General features: G+C 72.4%; 20 protein-coding genes. 9 read left to right on the top strand and 11 right to left on the bottom strand.

Annotation, left to right across the window (positions count from 1 at the left end):
• Positions 1-35: 35 nt before the first annotated feature.
• Positions 36-1,037, bottom strand: coding sequence for a zinc-binding dehydrogenase (locus OG766_RS15855; RefSeq protein ID WP_328725608.1), 1,002 nt, complete (start codon positions 1,035-1,037; stop codon positions 36-38).
• A 126-nt stretch (positions 1,038-1,163) separates the two neighbouring features.
• On the opposite strand from OG766_RS15855, the gene OG766_RS15850 reads away from it, so the two are divergent.
• Positions 1,164-1,838 carry a pentapeptide repeat-containing protein gene (locus OG766_RS15850; RefSeq protein ID WP_266379532.1) on the top strand — a complete coding sequence of 225 codons (675 nt, stop codon included), beginning with the start codon at positions 1,164-1,166 and terminating at the stop codon, positions 1,836-1,838.
• Between the two features lie 60 nt (positions 1,839-1,898).
• On the opposite strand, the gene OG766_RS15845 is transcribed toward OG766_RS15850, so the two are convergent.
• The 3 genes from OG766_RS15845 to OG766_RS15835 form a co-directional block, all read right to left on the bottom strand.
• Entirely contained in the window at positions 1,899-2,399 is a 501-nt protein-coding gene (locus tag OG766_RS15845) for a hypothetical protein (RefSeq protein ID WP_266379529.1), read from the bottom strand.
• A 303-nt stretch (positions 2,400-2,702) separates the two neighbouring features.
• Positions 2,703-3,332, bottom strand: a complete 630-nt coding sequence (locus tag OG766_RS15840) for a response regulator transcription factor (protein ID WP_328725607.1) — start codon at positions 3,330-3,332, stop codon at positions 2,703-2,705.
• Positions 3,329-4,510 (bottom strand): sensor histidine kinase, encoded by a 1,182-nt coding sequence (locus OG766_RS15835; protein WP_328727485.1) that lies wholly within the window; start codon positions 4,508-4,510, stop codon positions 3,329-3,331. Before OG766_RS15835 ends, OG766_RS15840 begins: the two co-directional genes overlap by 4 nt.
• Positions 4,511-4,934: 424 nt before the next feature.
• Here OG766_RS15835 and OG766_RS15830 point away from each other — a divergent pair, with 424 nt between their 5' ends.
• Together OG766_RS15830 and OG766_RS15825 are read left to right on the top strand one after the other, a co-directional pair.
• Entirely contained in the window at positions 4,935-5,492 is a 558-nt protein-coding gene (locus OG766_RS15830) for a GlcG/HbpS family heme-binding protein (RefSeq protein ID WP_328727484.1), read from the top strand.
• A 136-nt stretch (positions 5,493-5,628) separates the two neighbouring features.
• Positions 5,629-7,059 (top strand): M1 family metallopeptidase, encoded by a 1,431-nt coding sequence (locus OG766_RS15825; protein ID WP_328725606.1) that lies wholly within the window; start codon positions 5,629-5,631, stop codon positions 7,057-7,059.
• Positions 7,060-7,231: 172 nt separating this feature from the next.
• Here OG766_RS15825 and OG766_RS15820 read toward each other — a convergent pair whose 3' ends face one another.
• Positions 7,232-7,807 (bottom strand): TerD family protein, encoded by a 576-nt coding sequence (locus tag OG766_RS15820; protein WP_266379522.1) that lies wholly within the window; start codon positions 7,805-7,807, stop codon positions 7,232-7,234.
• Positions 7,808-7,956: 149 nt separating this feature from the next.
• Between OG766_RS15820 and arfB the strand changes: the two genes are divergently transcribed.
• Positions 7,957-8,391, top strand: coding sequence for an alternative ribosome rescue aminoacyl-tRNA hydrolase ArfB (gene arfB / locus OG766_RS15815; RefSeq protein WP_266379520.1), 435 nt, complete (start codon positions 7,957-7,959; stop codon positions 8,389-8,391).
• 120 nt (positions 8,392-8,511) lie between these two features.
• On the opposite strand, the gene OG766_RS15810 is transcribed toward arfB, so the two are convergent.
• The gene (locus OG766_RS15810) at positions 8,512-9,021 is read right to left on the bottom strand and encodes a flavin reductase family protein (RefSeq protein WP_323137288.1); all 510 of its coding nucleotides are present in this window, start codon (positions 9,019-9,021) and stop codon (positions 8,512-8,514) included.
• A gap of 367 nt (positions 9,022-9,388) precedes the next feature.
• Here OG766_RS15810 and cdgB point away from each other — a divergent pair, with 367 nt between their 5' ends.
• Positions 9,389-11,155 (top strand): diguanylate cyclase CdgB, encoded by a 1,767-nt coding sequence (cdgB, locus tag OG766_RS15805; RefSeq protein WP_328725605.1) that lies wholly within the window; start codon positions 9,389-9,391, stop codon positions 11,153-11,155.
• 121 nt (positions 11,156-11,276) lie between these two features.
• A complete protein-coding gene (locus OG766_RS15800) occupies positions 11,277-12,245 on the top strand; it encodes a CBM35 domain-containing protein (RefSeq protein ID WP_266379510.1) in 969 nt (322 codons plus the stop codon).
• 33 nt (positions 12,246-12,278) lie between these two features.
• Here the strand turns inward: OG766_RS15800 and OG766_RS15795 are convergent, their stop codons facing one another.
• The 3 genes from OG766_RS15795 to OG766_RS15785 form a co-directional block, all read right to left on the bottom strand.
• On the bottom strand, positions 12,279-13,205 hold the full coding sequence (locus tag OG766_RS15795) for a 1-phosphofructokinase family hexose kinase (protein ID WP_328727483.1): 927 nt from the start codon (positions 13,203-13,205) through the stop codon (positions 12,279-12,281).
• Between the two features lie 114 nt (positions 13,206-13,319).
• A complete protein-coding gene (gene nagA / locus OG766_RS15790) occupies positions 13,320-14,456 on the bottom strand; it encodes an N-acetylglucosamine-6-phosphate deacetylase (protein ID WP_266379507.1) in 1,137 nt (378 codons plus the stop codon).
• Positions 14,456-15,394: an ROK family protein gene (locus tag OG766_RS15785; protein WP_443045606.1), complete on the bottom strand. Its 939-nt coding sequence runs from the start codon at positions 15,392-15,394 to the stop codon at positions 14,456-14,458. Before OG766_RS15785 ends, nagA begins: the two co-directional genes overlap by 1 nt.
• Before the next feature lie 198 nt (positions 15,395-15,592).
• On the opposite strand from OG766_RS15785, the gene OG766_RS15780 reads away from it, so the two are divergent.
• The 3 genes from OG766_RS15780 to otsB all read left to right on the top strand — a co-directional run bounded on the left by OG766_RS15780 (position 15,593) and on the right by otsB (position 18,231).
• Positions 15,593-16,873: an ABC transporter substrate-binding protein gene (locus OG766_RS15780; RefSeq protein WP_443045500.1), complete on the top strand. Its 1,281-nt coding sequence runs from the start codon at positions 15,593-15,595 to the stop codon at positions 16,871-16,873.
• A gap of 189 nt (positions 16,874-17,062) precedes the next feature.
• Positions 17,063-17,293, top strand: a complete 231-nt coding sequence (locus OG766_RS15775; protein WP_266379498.1) for a DUF3263 domain-containing protein — start codon at positions 17,063-17,065, stop codon at positions 17,291-17,293.
• A gap of 65 nt (positions 17,294-17,358) precedes the next feature.
• Complete coding sequence (gene otsB / locus OG766_RS15770) at positions 17,359-18,231, top strand: trehalose-phosphatase (RefSeq protein ID WP_266379495.1); 873 nt, start codon at positions 17,359-17,361, stop codon at positions 18,229-18,231.
• 30 nt (positions 18,232-18,261) lie between these two features.
• Here the strand turns inward: otsB and OG766_RS15765 are convergent, their stop codons facing one another.
• Positions 18,262-19,788 (bottom strand): alpha,alpha-trehalose-phosphate synthase (UDP-forming), encoded by a 1,527-nt coding sequence (locus OG766_RS15765; protein WP_266379492.1) that lies wholly within the window; start codon positions 19,786-19,788, stop codon positions 18,262-18,264.
• A gap of 81 nt (positions 19,789-19,869) precedes the next feature.
• Positions 19,870-21,708, bottom strand: a complete 1,839-nt coding sequence (locus OG766_RS15760; RefSeq protein WP_266379489.1) for a DUF7927 domain-containing protein — start codon at positions 21,706-21,708, stop codon at positions 19,870-19,872.
• Positions 21,709-21,718: the final 10 nt, after the last annotated feature.

Genomic DNA, 21,718 nt, shown 5'->3' with positions numbered 1-21,718 from the left:
TGGGGCGTCGTGGGGCGTCATGGGGCGTCGTGGGGCTAGGGGATCAGGACGACCTTGCCGATGGTGCCGCGTGTCTGGAGGGCGCGGTGGGCGGACGCGGCTTCGGCGAGCGGGAAGCGGTGGACGGCGGGGCGGAGGCGGCCCGTGGTGGCTTCGTCGAGGGAGCGGGTTTCGAGGGCGCGCAGGCCGCCGGCCTTTTCGAGCATGGCGGGGCCGAGGACGGACTCGGAGGCGATGCCGCGTTCGGCGAGTTCGTCGTCGGTGAAGGTGAGCGCGGAGCCTTCGAGGATGCCGTGGCTGGACCAGCCGAAGACGATGTGCCGGCCGCCCTTGCCGAGGAGGTCGACGGCGGCGCGGGCGGTGTCACCGCCGACGGAGTCGTAGACGACGGTGGCGTGCAGGTCGCGTTCGCCGAGGTAGGTGCGGACGTGTTCGGGCCAGTCGGGGAGCGTGTAGTCGACGGCGAGGTCGGCGCCGTTCGCGGTGACGTGGGCGACCTTCGCGGGGCCGCCGGCGAGGCCGATGACCGTGGCGCCGGCGTTCTTGGCGTACTGGACGATGAGGGTGCCGATGCCGCCGGCCGCGGCGGGGACGATCACGACGGACCGCGGGGCCAGATCGGTGTACTGGAGGATGCCGAGGGTGGTGCGGCCGGTGCCGATCATGGCTACGGCGGCGGCCTCGTCGAGGTGGTCGGCGATCTCGTGGAGCCGGTCGGTGTCGGTGACGGCGAGTTCGGCGTACCCCCCGGGGACCATGCCGAGATGCGCGACGACGCGCTTGCCCAGCCAGCTTTCGTCGGTGCCTTCGCCGATGCGGTCGACGGTGCCGGCGACTTCGCGGCCGGGGACGGTCGGCAGCTCTGCGGGTCCGGGGAAGGGGCCGGGCATGCCTTCGCGGAGGGCGGCGTCGAGGAGGTGGACCCCGGCCGCGGCGACGGCGATCCGGACCTGGCCGGGGCCGGGTTCGGGGTCGTCGACGGTCTCGTAGGTGAGGTTCTCGGCGGGGCCGAAGGCGTGAAGGCGGATGGCGTGCATGGTCCCTCCCGGTGTGCTCAGCGCTGAAGTGCGTTGATGGCCCCACTCTTCAACTTCAAGCAAGGTTGAGGTCAAGCCCTCCGGGCATACGGGGCGTTGTCAGTGCGGTGCGCCACCATGAGGGGCATGGTGCGGAAGGCGAGGAACACGGGAGTGGCGGCGGCACGGCGGCCGGAGGTGCGGCTGCCGCCGCTGGGTCCGTTCGGGGGCGGCGGGCTGGAGCCGGACGGGGACTACGACGGTCTGGAGCTGGCGGGGCTGGATCTGGCGGGTGAGAACGGGGCGGGCGCGAGGTTCCTGGACTGTGCGCTGCGGGACTGTGTGCTGGACGAGACCTCGCTGACGGGCGCGCGGTTCATCGACTCGGTGCTGACGGGGGTGCGGGGCGTGGGGACGGATCTCGCGGGCGCCTCGCTGCGGGACGTGGAGGTCGTCGACGCGCGCATGGGAGGGGTCCAGCTGCACGGGGCCGTGCTGGAGCGGGTGCTGGTGCGGGGCGGGAAGATCGACTATCTGAATCTGCGCAACGCGCGGCTGAAGGACGTGGTGTTCGAGGGGTGCGTGCTGTCCGAGCCGGACTTCGGGGCGGCGCAGCTGGAGCGGGTGGAGTTCCGGGACTGTGCGCTGAGGCAGGTCGACTTCAGCGGTGTGCGGATGCGGGACGTCGATCTGCGGCACGTGGCGGAGCTGGAGGTCGCCAGGGGGATGGAGGGGCTGTCCGGGGCGGTGATCAGCACCGCCCAGCTGATGGATCTGGCACCGGCGTTCGCGGCGCAGCTGGGGGTGCGGGTGGAGGACTGAGATCCGGGGCCCCCGGGGTCCCGCGGCCGGGAGCCCTCCGGGGTTCCGCGGCCGGGGGTGTCAGGGGATGCGGGGGAAGCGGGCCTGCAGGTCCCAGACGACGGGGTTGTCGGCGAGGCCGTCGTGCATGTCGGTGAGGTCGGCGATCAGGTCGTGCAGGAAGTCGCGTGCCTCGCGGCGCAGTTCGCCGTGGTTGAAGGTGAGTGGGGGCTCGTCGCCGGGCATCCAGTCGGCCTCGACGTCCACCCAGCCGAAGCGACGCTCGAAGAGCATGCGGTCGGACGACTCGGTGAAGTCCAGCTCGGCGTGCTGCGGCTGCGCGGAGCGGCTGCCGAGCGGGTCCCGGTCGAGCTGCTCCACGATGTCGCACAGCGCCCAGGCGAAGTCGAGCACCGGCACCCATCCCCAGGCTGTGGACACCTCGTGGTCGGCCTTGGTGTCCGCGAGGTAGACGTCGCCGCAGAAGAGGTCGTGGCGCAGCGCGTGGACGTCCGCGGTCCGGTAGTCGGTCTGCGGCGGGTCGGGGAAGCGGCGGGAGAGGGAGTAGCCGATGTCGAGCACGGGTCGATGGTGTCATGCGCGGTACGGCGTCTCGTACGCCCGGTCCTGTACGCCCAGGTCGTACGGGACCGGGCAGGGGCCGGGTGGCGAGGGATTCGGTGGTGAGGGGCGAGGTGGCGAGAGGCCGGTGGTGAGGGGTCGGGTGGTGAGGCGTGCCCGTTGCCCGCGTCGCGGGCGTGCGGGTGCCGTGCCGGCGCCGCCCCGCGCCGGTGCTGTCCCCGTCCCGCGCCGGTGTCGCGTCGTCCGCTGTGGCAGGTCTCCTGGCCGATGTGGTGGGGAGGGGAGCCACGGCCGCCGGGAGGCTCACGGAAGCAGCCTCTGCTCCTTCGCCACGGCCACCGCGCCCGCCCGCGTGTCGACGCCCAACTTCGCGTAGATACGGCCCAGATGCGTCTTCACCGTCGCCTCGCTGATGAACAGCGCGCGGGCGATCTCGCGGTTGCCCAGGCCGTGGGAGAGCTGGTCCAGGATGTCCAGCTCGCGTGTGGTGAGCGCCGGGCGGGCCGCGCCGCGCATGCGGTCCATCACTCGGCCGGCGACCGGCGGTGAGAGGGTCGTGCGGCCCTGTGCGGCGGCGTGGATCGCGGCGAAGAGCTCCTCGGGGCGTTCGGCCTTCAGCAGATAGCCGGTCGCGCCCGCCTCGATGGCGCGGGTGATGTCCGCGTCCGTGTCGTACGTCGTGAGGACGAGCACATGGGCACGCGCGTCGGGGAGCGCGGCTATCCGGCGGGTGGCCTCGGCGCCGTCGATGCCGGGGCCCAGCTGGAGGTCCATCAGCACCACGTCCGGCTTGAGCTTCGCGGCCATGGCCACGGCCTCCTCCCCGCTGCCCGCCTCGCCGACCACCTCGATGCCGGGTTCGCTGCCGAGCAGGGCGAGGAGTCCGGCGCGTACGACGGCGTGGTCGTCGCAGAGCAGGATCCTTACGGTCATGGCGTCTCCCGGGTGTCCTGGGCGTCCAGCACGGCGCGGGTGTCTTGCGTGTCCCGGGTGTCCCGCGCGTCCCGGGTGTCCAGTGGGACCGCCGCCGAGAGCACCGTGCCCTCGCCGGACGTGGACTCGACGGTCAGGGTGCCGCCGAGCTGCCGGACGCGTGCCCGCATGGCGGGCAGCCCGTGTCCGCGTACACCGCCGCGGGTGCGCGCGGGTTCGAAGCCGCGGCCGTCGTCCGCGATGTCCAGGACGATCTGGTCGTCGAGGTAGGTCAGGGTCAGGGCGGCGGAGGTGGCTCCGGCGTGCTCGCGGACGTTGGCCAGGGCGCCCTGGGCGATGCGCAGGAGTGCCGACTGCACCCGGTCGGGCAGGGGAACCGGCGCACCGTCGACCCGGAATCCCGCCGACTCCCGTGCGGCGAGGGCGCGCAGGGCCTGCTCCAGGCCGCCGCCCTCCGCGAGATCGGCGGGTGCGAGGTCGTGGACGAAGCGGCGGGCCTCGGCGAGATTGCGTTCGGCGATCGATTCGGCGGTACGGACATGGCGGCGTGCGGTCGCCGGATCCGCGTCCCAGGTGCGGTCGGCGGCCTGGAGCAGCATCTGCTGGCTCGAAAGGCCCTGGGCGAGGGTGTCGTGGATCTCCATGGAGAGCCGCTGGCGTTCGGCGAGGGTGCCTTCGCGGCGTTCGGTGGCGGCGAGTTCGCGTCGCGTGCTGAGCAGGTCGTCGATCAGTGCGCGCTGACGGGCGGCGAGGCGTTCGGCGTGGACGAAGACGGCGGTGGCGATGGCGGCGACGGCGGGCGGGGCGATCACCAGGTTGGGGTCGAAGCCGCCGTGCGCGAGCTGGAGCTGCGCGGCCACGACGAACGCGGTGAGCAGCGCGACCAGGACCAGCGCGGCACGCGGCGGCAGGGTGCGCAGGCCGGTGTAGAAGAGCGGCACCGCGCACCAGGCGAAGCTGGGCGCGAGGACGACGAGAACCATCCAGACGGCGACGACGGTGCCGAGCCAGACCAGCCGGCGGGGCGTGGCGCGGGAGCCGAGGGCCGGGCCGAGGACGTACAGCGCGGCGAGCGCGGCCGACAGGCCGATGATCCACGGGGAGCGGCCCTCCCAGGCGTGCCGCAGCAGATAGCGGACGAGCGAGGCGCCGAGGAGGAGGAAGAACGCCGCGTGCATGACCCACGCGAGCCGTCGGGTGTCGGGGTCTCGGCCGCCGGGCTCGCCGTTGCCCGGTGCGTGGTCGTCGAGGACGCGCGTGCTGCCCGGGTCGCTCGTGCCCCGGTCGCGCGTGCCAGGGTCGCTCGCCCCGGGGTCGCTCGTGCCCGGCTCGCGCGTGCCCGTGTCGCGGCCGCCGGGGTCCGGCCCAGGGGCTGCCCCGGGGGTCTGCTCCACCGTCTACCACTCCTCGCTGACCTGCATGGATGCACCCATGGTGACCCGGCGGAACCATGCGCGCATCAGCCGATCGGCTGACCTGCCCGTCGTCCGTCAGGCATGCCGGAAGCATCCGCTCCGTCGACCGTGGGGCGCCGTCCTCGGCCCGAGGATCGATCCCATGAAGGAAACGAACGACACGAGCAACAGGAAGAGCAGGAAGACCATGAAGAAGATGTCGCTGCGCGCCCGCGTCCTGACCGGCGCCGTCGCCGCCGCCGCGCTCGGCGCCGGCACCTTCGGCGCGGTCTCCGCGAACGCCGCCGCCCCGGCCGCCCCCGCATCCGCCACGGCCGCGGCCGACACCGCGCACCGCAGCCTCCACCAGAGCACGCACCTGACCGCCGATGCGGCGGTCAAGGCCGCCCGGGCCGTGCTGGAGGCCGCGCAGGACGAGAACCAGCGGGTGACGGTCGCCGTCGTCGACCGCAACGGCAACACCGTCGTCACCCTGCGCGGCGACGGCGCGGGCCCGCAGTCGTACGAGTCCGCGCAGCGCAAGGCGTTCACCGCGGTCTCCTGGAACGCGCCCACCTCCGAGCTGGCCGGGCGGCTCCAGCAGGCGCCGAACCTGAAGGACATCCCGGGCACGCTGTTCCTCGCCGGCGGTGCTCCCGTCCAGGTGAAGGGCGCGCCGATCGCGGGCATCGGTGTCGCGGGCGCCCCGAGCGGTGACCTCGACGAGAAGTTCGCCCGGGCCGGCGTCGCCGCCCTCGCCAGGTAGCGGCGCAGGGCCACGGCGTTCGGGCAGGTCACAGGCGTCCGCACGCCGTCGCCCGGTGTCCGTGTCTTCCTGCCGCTGTGTGGTGGATCACCGCGGCACACGGCGGAGTCGGACATTCCGCACATAGGATCGCCGTGTGGACCAGCGACTGCTTCTCCGTGCCCTGGCGTCCGTCGCCGCCCTCACCGTGCTCACGGCCTCGGCCTCGGCCTGCACGGCGAACAGCGACGGCGCCGGGGGAAGCGGCTTCGGCCGCGGTGTCGCCGGAACGCCCGGATCGGCCGGTCTGCGCGACCCGTACTTTCCCAAGCTCGGCAACGGCGGCTACGACGTCCAGCACTACGCCCTCGCCTTCGACTACGAGCCGAAGCCGAACAAGCTCTCCGGCACCGCGACCATCACCGCCCGTGCCACCCAGAACCTCAGCGCCTTCAACCTCGACCTCCACGGACTGGACGTCGAGGGCGTGACCGTCGACGGTGCCCCGGCCATCGTCCAGCGCGACGGTGACGAGGTGACGGTCCGCCCGCGCGACGGCCTCGGCAAGGGCGGCGTCTTCAAGGCCGTCGTCCGCTACGCCGGCAGCCCGGCCACCCTCACCGATCCCGACGGTTCCAGGGAGGGCTGGCTGAGGACCGCGGACGGCGCCTTCGCGCTCGGTGAGCCGCAGGGGTCGATGGCGTGGTTCCCCGGCAACCACCACCCCAGCGACAAGGCGACGTACGACATCACCGTCACCGTTCCCAAGGGTCTGACGGCGGTCTCCAACGGAGAGCTGAGGTCCCAGCGGCCCGCGGCCGGCGGCAGCCGCACCTCCTTCGCCTGGCGCTCGGCCGAACCGATGGCGAGCTACCTCGCGACCGTCGGCATCGGCGAGTACGACGTCAAGAGCTCCCGCCCCGCGCAGGGCGTTCCCGTGTACACGGCCGTGGACAAGACCGTCGCCGAGGAGAGCGACGAGACGCGCGCCCGCATCCCCGAAGTCCTGGACTGGGCGCAGGAGAACTTCGGCCCGTACCCGTTCTCCTCCACCGGAGCGATCGTCGAACGCGAGGGGGACGCGGACTACGCGCTGGAGACGCAGACCCGGCCCGTGTACCCGGTCGGGGCCTTCAACGTGGACTTCCTCGTCCATGAAACGGCCCACCAGTGGTACGGCAACTCGGTCTCGCCGAAGGCGTGGAAGGACGTGTGGCTCAACGAGGGCTTCGCGACCTACGCGGAGTGGCTGTACGGCGAGGACTTCGAGGGCGTCACCGCCCAGAAGCACTTCGAGGACGCCTTCGCCGACAAGGGGAACTGGATCTTCCCGCCCGCCGATCCGCCGGTGAACAACCTCCTGGGCGAACCGGTGTACGAGCGTGGTGCGATGGTCCTGCACAAGATCCGCCAGGCCGTCGGTGACGACGCCTTCTTCGCCCTCCTGAAGGACTGGCCGCGGACCCATCGCCATGGCAACGCCTCCACCGAGGACTTCGTGGCCTTCGTCGAGAAGACGTCGGGCAAGGACCTCACCGCCCTGTGGGACGTCTGGCTGTACGGCGAGGACAAGCCGGCGAAGCCGTAGAGACGCCATAGCCCGGCCCTGCTCACGCGCCCCGGCCTGCGCACGCCCCCGGCCCTGCTCTCGCGCCTCGATCGACCGTGCTCAGGGTGCCCCGGCCATGCCGAAGGCCCCGGCCGGGACGGCGGCCGGGGCCTTCGGGGTGTACGTACGCCGGATGACCCCGGACGTCGACTCAGACGTTGACGCCGAAGTCCTGGGCGATGCCGACCAGGCCCGAGGCGTAACCCTGGCCGACCGCGCGGAACTTCCACTCCGCGCCGTTGCGGTACAGCTCGCCGAAGACCATGGCGGTCTCCGTGGCGGCGTCCTCGCTCAGGTCGTAGCGGGCGATCTCGGTGCCGCCGGCCTGGTTGACGATGCGGATGTACGCGTTGCGAACCTGGCCGAAGTTCTGGCTGCGGTTCTCCGCGTCGTAGATGGACACGGGGAAGACGATCTTCTCGACGTCGGCAGCGAGACCCGCCAGGTTGACGTTGATCTGCTCGTCGTCGCCGCCGCCCTCGCCGGTGCGGTTGTCACCGGTGTGGACGATGGACTGGTCCGGCGTCGACTTGTTGTTGAAGAAGACGAAGTGGCCGTCGGAGACGACCTTCCCGCCGTTGTTGACCGCGATCGCCGAGGCGTCGAGGTCGAAGTCGGTGCCGGTGGTGCTACGGACGTCCCAGCCGAGGCCCACCGTGACGGCGGTCAGGCCCGGTGCCTCCTTGGTGAGCGAGACGTTGCCGCCCTTGGACAGGCTTACAGCCATGGGGAGGTCCCTTTCCTGGTCGAGTGCAGTGCGGTCGGGCTTCGTGATTCCCGAAGCTACCGTCACCGTGCATAACGCGGGCGAAGGACCGCCAGGTTCCCCGTTTCCCCGCTAAAAGAACATGACGCGGATCGCCCACAGACGCGACCATGGGACACATGTCCGGGCCCTATCTCATCCGAGGCTCGGTCTCCCTGCCGGAGGCCGAGCTCATGTGGCGTTTCTCGCGGTCGTCGGGTCCCGGCGGTCAGCATGTGAACACGAGCGATTCGCAGGTCGAGCTCCGCTTCGACCTCGCGGCGACGGAGTCGCTGCCACCCGTCTGGAAGGCGCGTGCGCTGGAGCGCCTCGCGTCCCGGCTGAACGGCGGTGTGATCAGCGTACGGTCGTCCGAGCACCGCTCCCAGTGGCGCAACCGGGAGTCGGCGGCGGTCCGGCTGGCCGCGCTCCTCGCGGAGGCCACGGCTCCGCCGCCGCGGCCGCGGCGGCCCACGAAGATCCCGCGCGGCATCAACGAGCGCCGTCTGCGGGAGAAGAAGCAGCGCGCGCAGACGAAGCGCGGCCGCACCGGCCGCGACTGGTAGCCCCGGACGGGCACCCCCGGCCACCTCGCACCCGGACCTCGACCCGGCCCCGGCCGCCTCGCCCCGGACCTCACCCCCGACCCCTCGTCGCCGGGATCGCCCCCAGCCGACGTGCGTCCGTCAGCCCAGGTGCCGGTAGCGCCCGCGGAAGTACATCAGCGGCCCACCGTCCGGGCCGGGCAGGCCCGCGCTGAGCACTCGGGCGATCACGAGAGTGTGGTCGCCCGCCTCCACGCGCTGTTCCGTACGGCATTCCAGGACCGCCAGCGCCCCGCCGACGAGCGGTGCGCCGCACACCTCGCCCCGGGCGTACGCGATGTCCTCGAAGAGGAGCCGGTCGCTGATGCGGCCCTTCATGGAGAAGCGGCCGGCGATGTGCCGCTGGTTCTCGGAGAGCAACGAGGCGCCCCACACGGGCTGCTCCGCGAGCAGGTCGTCCATGCGCGAGCCGTTGCGCAGACTCACCATGACGAGCGGCGGGTCCAGGGAGACCGACATGAACGCCGTCGCGGTCATGCCGACGTCCTCGCCGCGCGGGCCGTCCTCCGCCAGCGGCGGTTCATGGGCCGTCACCAGCACCACTCCGGCGGCCAGCCGGGACATCGCGGCACGGAACTCTTCGTCGCTCACCCCCTCAGCATGGAGGATGGCTTCGGCACTTGGGGCGGGGGTCGTCTGCGGCACGACCGGAACGCTAGCCGCGCCCCCGCTCGGCCACATCGGGCCAGGGGACCATCCAGGTCCTAGGACTCGGGACCGGTACGGCTGTCTGCCGAATTTGCGTTCAAGAAGCGATGGACGGCTCCCACAGCCCTCGTACCTCTCTTCATCATCTGTTGTGACTTGAGTCACAGAGCCGAGGAATTGTTGACCCTGTGTACCGGGTGGACAGCTCGCTGTGATTCAGTGGCGGGAACACTGCGCCGAACACGGTGCACCGACAGAGCCCGATGAGAAACCTGGAGTCAGCTGTTCGAGGTCTCGGGGAGAGCGAGCGATGGAGACCGAGTCGGAGCCGTACGTCCGTCTTGCGACCCTGAGGCAGCTGCATCAGGTCGTGGCGGACCTCAACACGGCCCGAAGCCTGGCGGACACGCTGCAGACCGTCGCCGACGGCATCGTGGCCGGGCTCGGGTACGAGCTGGCATGCGTCAATCTCGTACGCCCCGACGGGGACCTCGTCGTCGCCGCCTTCGCCGGGAACACCGCGGCGGAAGCCCTGATCACCGGCCGGGTCGGCTCCCGCGCCTCCTGGGAGCGCCGCCTCGGGATGGGCGAGGCCTGGGGCGAGTTGCGCTTCATACCGCACACCGAGGGCTGGGTGCTGCTGGAGGACGACGTTCCGCAGTGGTACACGGAAGGCCCCGAGCCCCGCTTCGAGGACGAGTGGCACCCCCAGGACCGGCTCTACGCGCCGATGTACGCATCGGGCGGCGGACGCGAACTCCTCGGTGTCATCTCGGTCGACAAGCCGCGCAACGGCCGCCGACCCGGCGCCTGGGGCCAGGAGGCGCTCCAGATGTACGCGTCGCAGTCCGCGATTGCGATCAGCAACGCCCGGCTCCGAGCGAACATGCAACGCGCGCTGGTCCGCCTGGAGCGCGAGCAGCAGGCCCTGCGCGCCAGTGAGGAGTCGTTTCGGCAGGCCTTCGAGTACGCGCCGAGCGGCATGGCCATCGCCGAGATGGGCGGGGACCAGCACGGCCGCCTGCTGCGCACGAACGACGCCCTGTGCCGGCTGCTCGGCCGCCCCGCGTCCGCGATGCGCCGCTACTCCTTCTCCGATCTCGTCCACCCCGAGGACATCGGCACCCTGCTGCGCACCTCCGCCGAGGGCGGCCGGGCCGAGCTGCGTCTCGGCCGCCGCGACGGGACGTACCTCTGGGTCTCGCTGCGCAACTCCGTCGTCGCCGACACCGCCGACGGTCCCCGCTTCCTGCTCACGCACGTCGAGGACATCGAGGAGCGCAAGCGCCACGAGCTGCAGCTCGCGCACCGGGCCAGCCATGACGCGCTGACCGGCCTGCCCAACAACGCGGAGCTGCGCGCGCGGCTCAGTGCCCGGCTGTGCGAGCGGCCCCAGAGCGCGCGCCAGGCCATCGGCCCGACGCTGCACACCCGGGACTACCAGAGCCCGTACGGGGACGGGAACGGCTTCGGCGAGTACGGGGACAACGGCTACGGCGGCAACGGATTCGGCGACACCGGATACGGGGAGAACGGCTACCCGCCCGGCTACGAGGACGGTGGCGAGGGCAAGCCCCGCTTCCGCGCCGACGGATTCGACTTCGATACGCCGGGCAGTGCGTACGACCATCATGTGCACGCCGTCGCCCCCGCCCTGGACGGGGAGGCCGACGACGGTACGAAGGGCCTCGCCGTCCTCTTCTGCGACCTCGACGGCTTCAAGTCGATCAACGACCGCTTCGGGCACAACACCGGCGACGCCGTCCTCATCGAGGTCGCGCGCCGGCTCACCACCGGCGTGCGCGACGGGGACACGGTCGCGCGGCTCGGAGGTGACGAATTCGTCGTCCTCGCCGACGGCCTCACCGCGGCGGACGCCGCCGACCTGGCGGTACGCCTGCGGAACGCGATCATTCCGCCGATCCGGGTGGACGGGCGGGCGGTCCGGGTCGGAGCGAGCTTCGGAATCGGCTGGGCGGTCTGCGGTATGTCCGTAGAAGAGGTACTTCAGTCCGCTGACCAGCGCATGTACATCGAGAAGCGGTCCAGGGCCAAGGTCCACAGACGCGCGGGATAGTCGGCGGCCGGGAAGCGGCGGGGAACCGGCCGGGGCTGTGGACCGTCCTTGGAGTGACTCGAACGGGGTAGGCTCGGCCGGTCGGCGACGGCTGGCGAGCATGGATAGGAGTGACCCAGGGATGACGGCCGGGAACAACGGCGCGAGCACGCCCGAGGACGAGGATCCGTTCGGCTACCTGTATGCGGACGGGCAGCAGGCGGGCGCCACACCTCCCCGTCAGGGCGGTGGCTACGGCTACCCCGGCCCGGCCGCACAGCCCGGGGTGCCCAGGACGTCGTACAACCAGGTCAGAACCGTCGGCGAGCGCCAGTACGGGCAGCCGCAGGCGCCGCAGCAGCCGTACGGCCAGGTCCCGCACCAGCAGCCCTACGGCCAGCAGCCCAGCCCCCAGTACGCGGCTCCCGAGACGTACCCCGGCGGTGCCCCGACCCGCCAGGTCCCGCTGCCCCAGGGCGGCGGAGGCGGCCGTGGCGGCGGGCCCAACACCAAGGGTCTGCTCATCGGCGCCGTCGCCGTGGTGGCCGTGGTCGTCATCGGTATCGGCGCCGCCCTGTGGACCAGCGGCGGCGACGACAAGGACGACCCCAGGGCCAACCCGGGCAACAGCGCACCCGCCGACGAGGTGGGACCGAGCGACGAGGCGTCCAACGGCTCCGACGAGAAGCCGGCCGAGCTGCCGAAGCAGGACGCGGCGACGCTGAAGCTCGGGTCGCCGGCCGCACTGGCGAAGGACGTCAAGGGCGCGCAGGGTGCCGACGGCGCCTATGTGACCGGCTTCAACGCGGTCGGCGCCTCGGTGACCTGGAACGCGAGCGTGGAGAAGGCGGGCAACTACCGTCTGTACGTGCGGTACGCCATTCCGGCCAAGGACGCCAACGCGACGCTCACCGTCAACGGCAAGGCGAACACCAACCCCATCGGCCTGAAGAACTTCATCGGTTCCTCGGACCCGAACCTGGAGAAGAACTGGCAGACCACGTGGGCGCCGGTCACCCTGAAGAAGGGGGAGAACCAGCTCAAGCTCTCCTGCGAGCAGGGCAACCAGTGCGACGCGATCCTCGACTACCTCGAGGTCAAGACCGGCTGATCGCCCGAGAGTGCCGAACACGCCCCGAGCGGATCATGCCGCCGGGGCGTGCTCCGTCACCGTGATCCTCGGCAGCAGGTCCTCGTAGGACGCCCGGTCGAAGTCGCCGGCCGTCGGCGCGAGGACCGTCGCGGTCGCGAGGGCCACCGCGCGGGTGAGCAGGTCCGGCCAGGGCAGGGACTCGACGAGGCCCGAGAGCAGGCCGGCGACGGCCGAGTCGCCGGCGCCCGTCGGGTTGCCGAGTACTGTGCCCGGCGGGGTGGCCTGCCAGGTGCCGTCGGGGGTGGCCGCGAGGATGCCGTCCGGGCCGAGCGAGGAGACCACCGTGCGGGCCCCGCGGCGGCGGGCGTCATGGGTGGCGCGCAGCGGCTCGCGGGAGCCGGTGAGCTGGGCCAGCTCGTCCGCGTTCGGCTTCACCAGGTCGGGACGGGCCGCGATACCGCGGCGCAGCGGCTCGCCGCTGGTGTCCAGCAGCGCGGGGACGCCGGCCGCCCGCGCCCGGCGGATCAGCTCCGCGTACGCGCCCACATGGATGCCCGGCGGGAGGCTGCCGCACAGCGCGACGGCTTCGGCGTCGCGCAGCAGCGACTCGTACGAGGTGAGGAACGCCGTCCATTCGTCGGGCGTGACGGTCGGGCCGGGCTCGTTGAACTGGGTCGTGTCACCGCTCGCCGCGTCGACCACGGCGAGCGTGCGCCGGGTGGTCCCCGCGACGGGCACGAGCGCGTCCCGCACCGGCAGCCCGGCCAGCTGTGCGCGCAGGATCTCGCCGGTGGTGCCGCCGGCGAAGCCGGTGACGACCGTGTCGTGGCCGATCGCCGCGAGCACCCGGGCGACGTTCAGTCCCTTGCCGCCGGGGCGCTCGATGACCTCGGAGACCCGGTGAGAGGTGTGCGGCAGGAGGGCGGGGACCCGGTACGTCAGGTCGAGGGCGGCGTTCAGCGTGACCGTGAGGATCACCTGTGACACCCCCTGAACATGCGCTTGTCTTCGCCGGACGGATCCTGATCATGCCAAAAAGAAGGCGGTTGGCCCAGCCCCCCGTCGGCCAACCGCCCGCGCATGCCGGGTCTCCTACGGCTCGACCACCCATGCGCCCTTGCGCATCACGCCCTTGAGCCCGAACTCGGCGTCCAGGACGACCAGATCCGCGTCCTTGCCGACTTCCAGCGAGCCGACCCGGTCGTCGACGCCCAGCAGCCGGGCCGGGTTGGCGGAGATCGCCTGGACGATGTCCTCGACCGGCAGCCCGTCGACGGCCGCGGCCCGCCGGAACGCCGTGTCCAGGGTGAGCGTGGAGCCGGCGATCGAGCCGCCCTCCACCAGCCGGGCGACGCCTTCCTTGACCTCGACCTCCAGCGGACCCAGGTGGTAGACGCCGTCGCCGAAGCCCGCCGCGTCCATCGCGTCCGTGATGAACGCGACCCGGGCGGCCCCCGCGCGGTGGAACGCCAGCTCCAGCGCCGCCGGGTGCAGATGCGTTCCGTCGTTGATCAGCTCGACGGTGATCCGGTCGTCCTCCAGCAGCGCGGCGATCGGGCCCGGGGCCCGGTGCCCGAGGGTCGGCATGGCGTTGAACAGGTGCGTGGCGACGGTGGCGCCCGCGTCGATGGCCTCGACGGTCTGCTCGTACGTGGCGTCGGTGTGGCCGATCGCCGCGATCACGCCGCGCTCGGCGAGCATCCGTACGGACTCGATGCCGCCGGGCAGTTCGGTGGCGAGCGTGACCATCCTCGCCGTACCGCGGGCGGCGTCGATCAGCTTGCGCACCTGCGCCGGATCGGGATCGCGGAGCAGCTCCTCGCTGTGCGCGCCCTTGCGGCAGGGGGAGATGAAGGGGCCCTCGAAGTGGATGCCGGCCAGATCGCCCTGCTCGACCAGTTCGGACAGGAACCCGGCCCGCCGGGTGAGGAAGTCCATGTCCCCGGTCACGGTGGAGGCGACCATCGTGGTGGTGCCGTGCTCGTGGTGGGTGCGTACGCCCGTGAGCACGTCCTCGGCCGAGCCGGAGGTGAAGGAGGCCCCGCCGCCGCCGTGGTTGTGCATGTCCACGAAGCCGGGGACCAGCCAGTGGCCGGACAGGTCGACGGAGGGCGCGTCGGCGGGGGCGTGCCCGGCGATCCGGGTGCCTTCGACGATCACGCGCCCGTTCTCGACGACGCCGGTGGGCAGCACCACCCGGGCGCCCGTGAGAACCATCCGGTCGGCCATCAGGCGGTTACCTCCGTGGTGAGTGTTTCGGATGCGGCGGGGGCCGCGGCTCTGCCGGGGGTGTCGAGCAGGTCCCAGGCGAGGAGGCCCGCGCCCAGGCAGCCGGCGGTGTCCCCGAGGGCCGCCGGGACGATCTCGGGCAGTTTCTGGAAGGTGACGCGTGCCTCGACCGCGGCCCGCAGGGGCGTGAACAAGGTTTCTCCTGCCTCGGCGAGCCCGCCACCGATGATCAGGGTGCGCGGGTCCAGCAGGGTGAGCGCGGTGACCAGTCCGTCGGCGAGCGCGTCGACCGCGTCCTGCCACACCCGTACGGCGCTCTCGTCCCCGGAGGCGACGGCCTTGGCGCAGTCCGCCGCGTCCGCGGCGGGGTCGCCGCTGGCAGCGGCCCAGGCCCGGGAGACGGCGGAGGCCGAGGCCAGGGTCTCCAGGCAGCCGCGCTGTCCGCAGCCGCATTCCGGGCCGCCGGGCCGCACGACGACATGGCCGATCTCGCCCGCGTACCCGTGGGCGCCGGCCTCGATCGCGCCGCCGATGCCGATGGCCCCGGCGATCCCGGTGCCGAGGGGGACGAACAGGAACCGGTCGGCGCCGCGGCCCGCCCCGATGCGGCCTTCGGCGAGTCCGCCGGTGCGTACGTCGTGGCCGAGGGCGACGGGGACGCCGCCGAGCCGCTCGCCGAGCAGAGCGCGCATGGGGACGTCGCGCCAGCCCAGGTTCGCCGCGTACACGGCGATGCCCTGCTCGGCGTCGACGATGCCCGGTACGGCGACCCCGGCGGCCGCGGCGCTCTCGCCGTACCGCTCCTCGCCGTACGCGCGCAGCTCCGCGGCGAAGCCGAGGATGGTCTCGACGACGGCGTCGGGACCGCGCTCCCGGCCGGTCGCGCGGCGTGCCTCGTACAGCAGTGTCCCGTCCGCCCCGACGAGGGCGGCCTTCATCCCGGTGCCGCCCACATCGAGGGCGATGACGTGTCTCACGCGTACAGTCTCGCGCGCGGACCCAAGACAGGTCTAGTCCACTACTCCGGATTGTTGCGGTCGCATACAAAGCGATGACCGGTTCGTTTCGCAATCAGGAGCGGTGTGGTGTAGACCTCTACCTTTAACGATCAACAGAACAAGGGTTGGGGACGGGTCGTGCAGCGGCGCTTCATGGGACTGGTCGCGGCGGGGGCCGCATTCGGTATGACGGTGATGCTCGCGGGCTGCGGCACCACCGGCGGATCGGACGGCGTGACCCTCAGGCTCGTCGCCGCCGACTACGGCAACGGTGCGGCCGACTCCTCGCGGACGTACTGGGACGATCTCGCGCGGGACTTCGAGTCGCGCAACCCCGGCATCAAGGTCGACGTCGACGTCTACTCCTGGAAGGACGTCGACCGGAAGGTCGCCGAGATGGTGGACGCGGGCAACGCGCCCGACATCGCCCAGATCGGTGCGTACGCCGACTATGCGAACCAGGACAAGCTGTACCGCGTGGAGGAGCTCGTCACGATCCCCACGCAGGCGAACTTCCTTCCGATGCTGATCGAGGCGGGCCAGACCGGGAGCGCCCAGTACGGTCTGCCGTTCGCGGCCAGCACGCGCCTGCTGTTCTTCAACGAGGAACTCTTCGACGACGCGGGCGTCGAGGCGCCGAAGACCTGGCAGGAACTGCGCGTCGCCGCACAGAAGCTGAAGGCGCGCGGGGTGACGTACCCCTTCGCGCTGCCGCTCGGCTCCGAGGAGTCCCAGGCCGAGACCATGATCTGGCTGCTGAGCGGAGGCGGTGGCTACCGCGACCGCAACGGCGGCGAGTACCAGATCGACTCCGAGCAGAACATCCGGACGTTCAGCTGGCTGAAGGAGAAGCTCGTCACCCCGGGCCTCACGGGCCCGGTCCCGCCGGGCAAGCTGGACCGCGCGCAGGCCTTCGAGGCGTTCACGCGGGGTGAGGTCGGCATGCTCAACGGCCACCCCACGCTGATGCAGCAGGCCGAGAAGAAGGGCGTGAAGGTCGGGATGGTGCCGATGCCCGGCGCCGAGGGCCAGGCCGAGGCGTCGATGGGTGTGGCCGACTGGATGATGGCGTTCAAGCAGCACGGCCACCGCAAGGAGATCGGCCGCTTCCTCGACTTCGCGTACAGCGACAAGAACGTCCTGGAGTTCTCCGACCGCTACGACATCCTGCCGGTCACCGTCAGCGCGAGCGAGACGATGGCGGCGGACACGAAGCACAAGGACCTGTGGGAGTTCCTCGCGGCGCTGCCGACGTCCGAGCTGTACCCGTCCGGCGAGATGTCGTGGGCGAAGGTCAGCGCGAGCGTGAAGCAGAACATAGGCAAGGCGGTCGCGCCGGACGGAAGCCCGGCGGTGGTGCTGAACCGGATCGCGAACGACGCGGCGAAGGCCGAGATCGAGGTGGACGCGTCGAAGTAGGCTCCGGGGCGCGGTGCGCCCCGCGCCCCGCTGGACCCCGCCCGTGCCGGACGCGGATCGTGCCGGACCCGGACGGTGCCGGAGCGGACCGTGCCGGTACCGGGCAGGCCCGGGTCCGGGCGATCCGGTGGGAGGTTCATCCGGGTGGAGGCGTCGGTCGCTGTCCGGGTGGGCCGTTATGTTGCTGATATGACCGACCAACTCTCCGAACAGGACCGCGCCGTCCTCGCCGTCGAGCGCGCGTCCTGGCCCGGTCCCGGCGCCAAGGAGCGGGCGATACGGGAGGACCTCGGGATCTCCCCGACCCGCTACTACCAGCTCCTGAACGCCCTCCTGGACGATCCGCGCGCCCTCGCCCACGACCCGGTCACGGTGAACCGCCTGCGGCGCGTCCGCGAGGCGCAGCGCGAGCGGCGCTGACGCGGCGCGTTCCGGCGTCGCCGCGCGCCGTGGCTGAGGCGGGGCCGCGTCGATAGGGTCGGGGTATGGGCAGCTACTCGGACGCACTGCCGGAGCCGGCCACCGCCGCCGGCCGGGACGGTCTCACCGCGATTCTCGATCGCCCCGGGGACAGCGTGGTCGCACTCGACTTCGACGGGACACTCGCGGAGATCGTGTCGGACCCGGAGCAGGCCAGGGCACACCCCGCAGCCGTGCCGGTGCTCGCCGAACTGGCACCGCTCGTCGCGTCCGTCGCCGTCGTGACGGGCCGGCCCGCGGGGGTCGCCGTGCGGTACGGCGGCTTCGCCGGTGTCGCAGGGCTCGAACACCTCGTCGTACTCGGCCACTACGGCGCCGAGCGGTGGGACGCCGTCAGCGGCACCGTGCACGCCCAGCCCGAGCATCCCGGCGTCGCCGCCGTGCGGGCCGAGCTGCCGGGTCTGCTCGACGCGATGGGCGCCTGGCAGGGCACCTGGATCGAGGAGAAGGGCCGCGCGGTCGCCGTGCACACGCGCCGCGCCGAGGACCCGCAGGCCGCGTTCGAGGCACTGCGCGGGCCGATCGCCGACCTCGCCGCCCGCCACGGCCTGATCGTGGAGCCGGGCCGGCTGGTCCTGGAGGTGCGCCCGCCCGGCATCGACAAGGGCATCGCGCTCGCCGAGTACGTACGCGAGACGAAGGCCGCGGCAGTCGTCTACGCGGGCGACGACCTCGGCGACCTCGCCGCGTTCGCCGCGGTCGACAAGCTCCGCTCGGACGGGGTGCCGGGACTGCTCCTGTGCAGCGGCAGCTCCGAGGTCCCGGACCTCGCCGAACGTGCCGACCTGCTGCTCCCCGGCCCCGCCGGCGTCGTCGGCTTCCTCGCCGGCCTCGCCGCCGCGATCAAGCGCCGCTCCCAGGTCGTGTCCGACCAATAGCGCGCGCTCCGGCCGCAGGGCGTTCGCGCGTCAGCCGGGCCGCCCGCCCTCGTCGAGCGACTCCAGGGCGTGCAGCTGGTCCAGGAACCACTGCTGGGGCGGCAGCGCGGTCGCCGCCGCGGACAGGCGCTTGCTGCGCTCCGCCCGTTCGGCGTCCGGCATCGCGAGCGCGTGGTACAGGGCGTCGGCCGTGCCCGAGACGTCGTACGGGTTCACCACCAGCGCGTCGTCGCGCAGCTCCGCGTACGCGCCCGCCTCCCGCGACAGCACCAGCGCGCAGCCCGCCTCCGAGACGACCGGGATCTCCTTGGCGACGAGGTTCATCCCGTCCCGGATGGGGTTGACGAGCGCGACGTCCGCCAGCCGGTACGCCGCCAGTGAGCGCGCGAAGTCGTCCTTGACGTGCAGGAGCACCGGCGTCCAGCCCGGCGTGCCGTACCGGGCGTTGATCTCCTCCGCGACCCTGGAGACCTCCGCCGTGTAGTCGCGGTAGACGGCGAGGTCCTGCCGCGACGGGTACGCGAAGGCGATGTGCACGACCCGCTCGCGCCACTCCGGGTGTTCGTCGAGCAGCGTCCGGTACGCCAGCAGTCCGCGCACGATGTTCTTCGACAGCTCGGTACGGTCCACCCGCACGATCGTCCGGCGCCGGCCGGGCCCGCGCTCCTCGCCGCCGATCTGTTCGCGCAGGGCCGCCATCCGCTCGTCCACGTCCGGCCGCCGGGACCGCTCCCGCAGGAAGTCGGCGTCCGCGCCGAGCCCGTGCACCCCGAGCTCGGTCCGCCTGCGGCGGTGCCCGGGCAGCCGGAAGTCGAGGCTGGGCGATCCGTCCTTGGGCCAGTGGCCGTCGATGTCGTAGTCCGTGAGGACCTGCCGGCAGCAGCTCTGGAAGGCGCCCAGCCAGCGCTGCGTCAGGAAACCCAGCCTGCTCGCCCCGAGCATCCCGAGCAGCAGCTGCTCGGCGATGTCGTCCGGCAGCATCCGGAAGTACTCAGGAGGCGCCCACGGCGTGTGCGAGAAGTGGCCGATCCGCAGGTCGGGCCGGAGGTCCCGGAGCATCCCCGGCACCAGGGCCAGGTGGTAGTCCTGCACCAGCACGGCCGCTTCGGGGGCCGCGGACTCCGCCAGCGCCTGTGCGAACGCCTGGTTGTACGCCTCGTACGCCACCCACTGGCGCCGGAACTCGGCGTCGAAGACCGGCTCCAGCGGCGTCTGGTAGAGCATGTGGTGGACGAACCACAGCACCGAGTTGGCGATGCCGTTGTACGCGTCCGCGTGCACGACGGCGTCGATGTCGAGCATCCGCACGCCCGGCTCGCCGATGCCGCGCCGCACCGCCTCACGGTCCCCCTCGCCGAGTGCCGAGCACACCCACAGGGCGTCCGTTTCGGGGCCGATGGCGGACAGCCCGGACACCAGGCCCCCGCCGCCGCGCCTGGCGTCGAGCGTGCCGTCCTCGCGGAAGGCGTACGAGACGGGGCCGCGGTTGGAGGCGACGAGTACTCGTGCGGCGTGCTCGGAGACGGCGTGCTCGAAGGCTGCGTTCTCAGAGACCATGTCGCGAACCTAGCCCTTCCTGGAACCGCTCAAACGTACGGCCGGTCTCCGTCGGCGGAGACCGGCCGCACCCTCACCCGATCAGTGGTTGCCGCGGTCGCGGGTCGCCGCGAGCGCGATGGCGCCGGCCGCCGAGAGTGCCAGGGCGACGCCGCCGAGCAGCCAGAGGCGCTCGCTGTCGTGGCCCGTCGCGGCCATCACACCCGTGCTGCCGTGCCTGCCGCCCGCGGCGCGGTCGTCACCGTCCTCGCCGGCGTCGCCGCCCTGCTCCGGCTCGTCCTCCCGGCCCTGTTCCAGGCTGTCGTCGTGGCTCTCCTCGTCGAGGTCCGCCTGCGATCCCTCCAGCTCCGCGGCCTCCTCGACCACGGGTGCCACCGAGCACAGCGCGTCGGCGCTGCCCGTACCGCAGTTGGAACGCGGCGACGCCACGGAGAGGTTGCTGCCGAGCCGGCCGTTGCCTCCCGCCGCGGCGCTCGCACCGTCCGAGCCGTCCACGGTGACCGAGTACGTGATGGTCGCCGTCTTCCCGGCCGGGATGTCGCCGGAGTACGACAGCACGGGCTCGGCGTAGCCGACCGTGCCGAGGCTGGCCGTGGCGTTGCCGTCGTAGACGGCGTCGTCGAGGGTGTCGGCGAGATCGTCGGTGAACCGGACGCCCGGGTAGTCCCGCCGGCCGGTGTTCTTCGCCGTGATGGTGAAGGTGACGGTGCCTCCGGGGGCGACCGACTCCGCCGACGCCGACTTGGTGATCTCCAGGTCGGGGACCGGTACGGACAGGGCGAGCGCCGACGGTACGTAGCTGTCGCCGTCCGTCTCGAAGGAGAGCGTGGCGGAGCGGGCGCCGGGCCGGATCGCGTCGTCCGGGAGGGCGAAGTCCTTGGCGTCGATGCTGAGGTTGTCGCGCAGCCCCGGGGCGGCCGCGCCCCGGGCGACGCCCGCGAAGAAGTTGTCGGCGCGGCCGGTGTCGGGGCCGGTCATGTCGCGGCCGTCGACGCGGAAGCGGTCGCCCGTGCGGTTGCGGTCGCCGCCGTAGGCCGTGACGGACGCGCGGATCTGCCCGGCGGAGCGGTGGAAGCCGTTGGCGGGGACGGTGGTGGCGGGGGCGCCGGGGCGCTGCAGGGCGTGTCCGCCGTAGATCTGGACGGTGCGCCGCTCGGGTGCGAAGCGCGCGTCCGGGGCGTCGTACGCGTAGACGACCGAGAGGGACCAGCCCGCGGCGCAGCCCCGGCCGGCCGGGGCCCAGACGCCGCCGACCGCGACGGTCAGCGGTTTGCCGGTGCCCACGACGCGGGCGAAGGCGCCGGTGACATCGGCCTCGCCGGTGTAGTAGTGCGCTCCCGGTGCCGAGTCCGGGTCCCTGACCAGGTTCTCGGCGATGACCCCGACCGGCTTGTTCCGGTCGACACGGATCGAGGGCACGGACTTCAGCGGGTCGCCGGGGGAGGGGCGCGCGACGGATCCGGAGCCGTCGCAGCTGTTCAGCAGGATGCCGTTCGGGGCGCGGTACGTGCCGTCGTTGCCGCCCCAGAAGAGCCGGGCGTAGGTGACGCGGGCGCGTGGCGGCACGGTGATCCGGCCGGTGCTGGACCCGTGGCCGGACGACATCCGGGCGGTGTCGAGCCGCCGCATCTCGAACTCTTCCAGCGGTGCTCCGCCGGTGCCGGCGGCGGCGCCCGTCCCGGAGGTCGCCGTCGTGCACCGGGCCGCCGCGTCGCGGGGGTCCGCGGGGCAGCCCAGGACCGTGTTGCCGATGGTGGTGAAGTCACCGTAGACCGAGGCGGCGTAACGCTTCTGGAAGGTGGAGACAGGGGACTCGGGGGACACGGGGGACGCGGGGGACGCGGTGCCGGCGACGGCCGGACCGGTCGAGACCGTGGTGACGGCCGCGACGACCGTCAGGGCCCCGAAGAGACGGGGCAACCTGGAATGC

Source organism: Streptomyces sp. NBC_00259 (assembly GCF_036181745.1).
Lineage (GTDB): Bacteria > Actinomycetota > Actinomycetes > Streptomycetales > Streptomycetaceae > Streptomyces > Streptomyces pratisoli.
Note: the sequence above shows the minus strand (reverse complement) of the source record. Positions and strands in the feature narration are given on the sequence as shown.

Bases quoted from the DNA above. Each gene is read 5' to 3' on its own strand.
- OG766_RS15855 (WP_328725608.1), bottom strand. From the start codon at position 1,037: ATGCACGCCATCCGCCTTCACGCCTTCGGCCCCGCCGAGAACCTCACC.
- OG766_RS15800 (WP_266379510.1), top strand. From the start codon at position 11,277: ATGACGGCCGGGAACAACGGCGCGAGCACGCCCGAGGACGAGGATCCG.
- OG766_RS15835 (WP_328727485.1), bottom strand. From the start codon at position 4,510: ATGCACGCGGCGTTCTTCCTCCTCCTCGGCGCCTCGCTCGTCCGCTAT.
- OG766_RS15820 (WP_266379522.1), bottom strand. From the start codon at position 7,807: ATGGCTGTAAGCCTGTCCAAGGGCGGCAACGTCTCGCTCACCAAGGAG.
- OG766_RS15775 (WP_266379498.1), top strand. From the start codon at position 17,063: ATGACCGACCAACTCTCCGAACAGGACCGCGCCGTCCTCGCCGTCGAG.
- otsB (WP_266379495.1), top strand. From the start codon at position 17,359: ATGGGCAGCTACTCGGACGCACTGCCGGAGCCGGCCACCGCCGCCGGC.
- arfB (WP_266379520.1), top strand. From the start codon at position 7,957: ATGGGACACATGTCCGGGCCCTATCTCATCCGAGGCTCGGTCTCCCTG.
- cdgB (WP_328725605.1), top strand. From the start codon at position 9,389: ATGGAGACCGAGTCGGAGCCGTACGTCCGTCTTGCGACCCTGAGGCAG.
- OG766_RS15840 (WP_328725607.1), bottom strand. From the start codon at position 3,332: ATGACCGTAAGGATCCTGCTCTGCGACGACCACGCCGTCGTACGCGCC.
- OG766_RS15765 (WP_266379492.1), bottom strand. From the start codon at position 19,788: ATGGTCTCTGAGAACGCAGCCTTCGAGCACGCCGTCTCCGAGCACGCC.
- OG766_RS15785 (WP_443045606.1), bottom strand. From the start codon at position 15,394: ATGAAGGCCGCCCTCGTCGGGGCGGACGGGACACTGCTGTACGAGGCA.
- OG766_RS15850 (WP_266379532.1), top strand. From the start codon at position 1,164: ATGGTGCGGAAGGCGAGGAACACGGGAGTGGCGGCGGCACGGCGGCCG.
- OG766_RS15830 (WP_328727484.1), top strand. From the start codon at position 4,935: ATGAAGAAGATGTCGCTGCGCGCCCGCGTCCTGACCGGCGCCGTCGCC.
- nagA (WP_266379507.1), bottom strand. From the start codon at position 14,456: ATGGCCGACCGGATGGTTCTCACGGGCGCCCGGGTGGTGCTGCCCACC.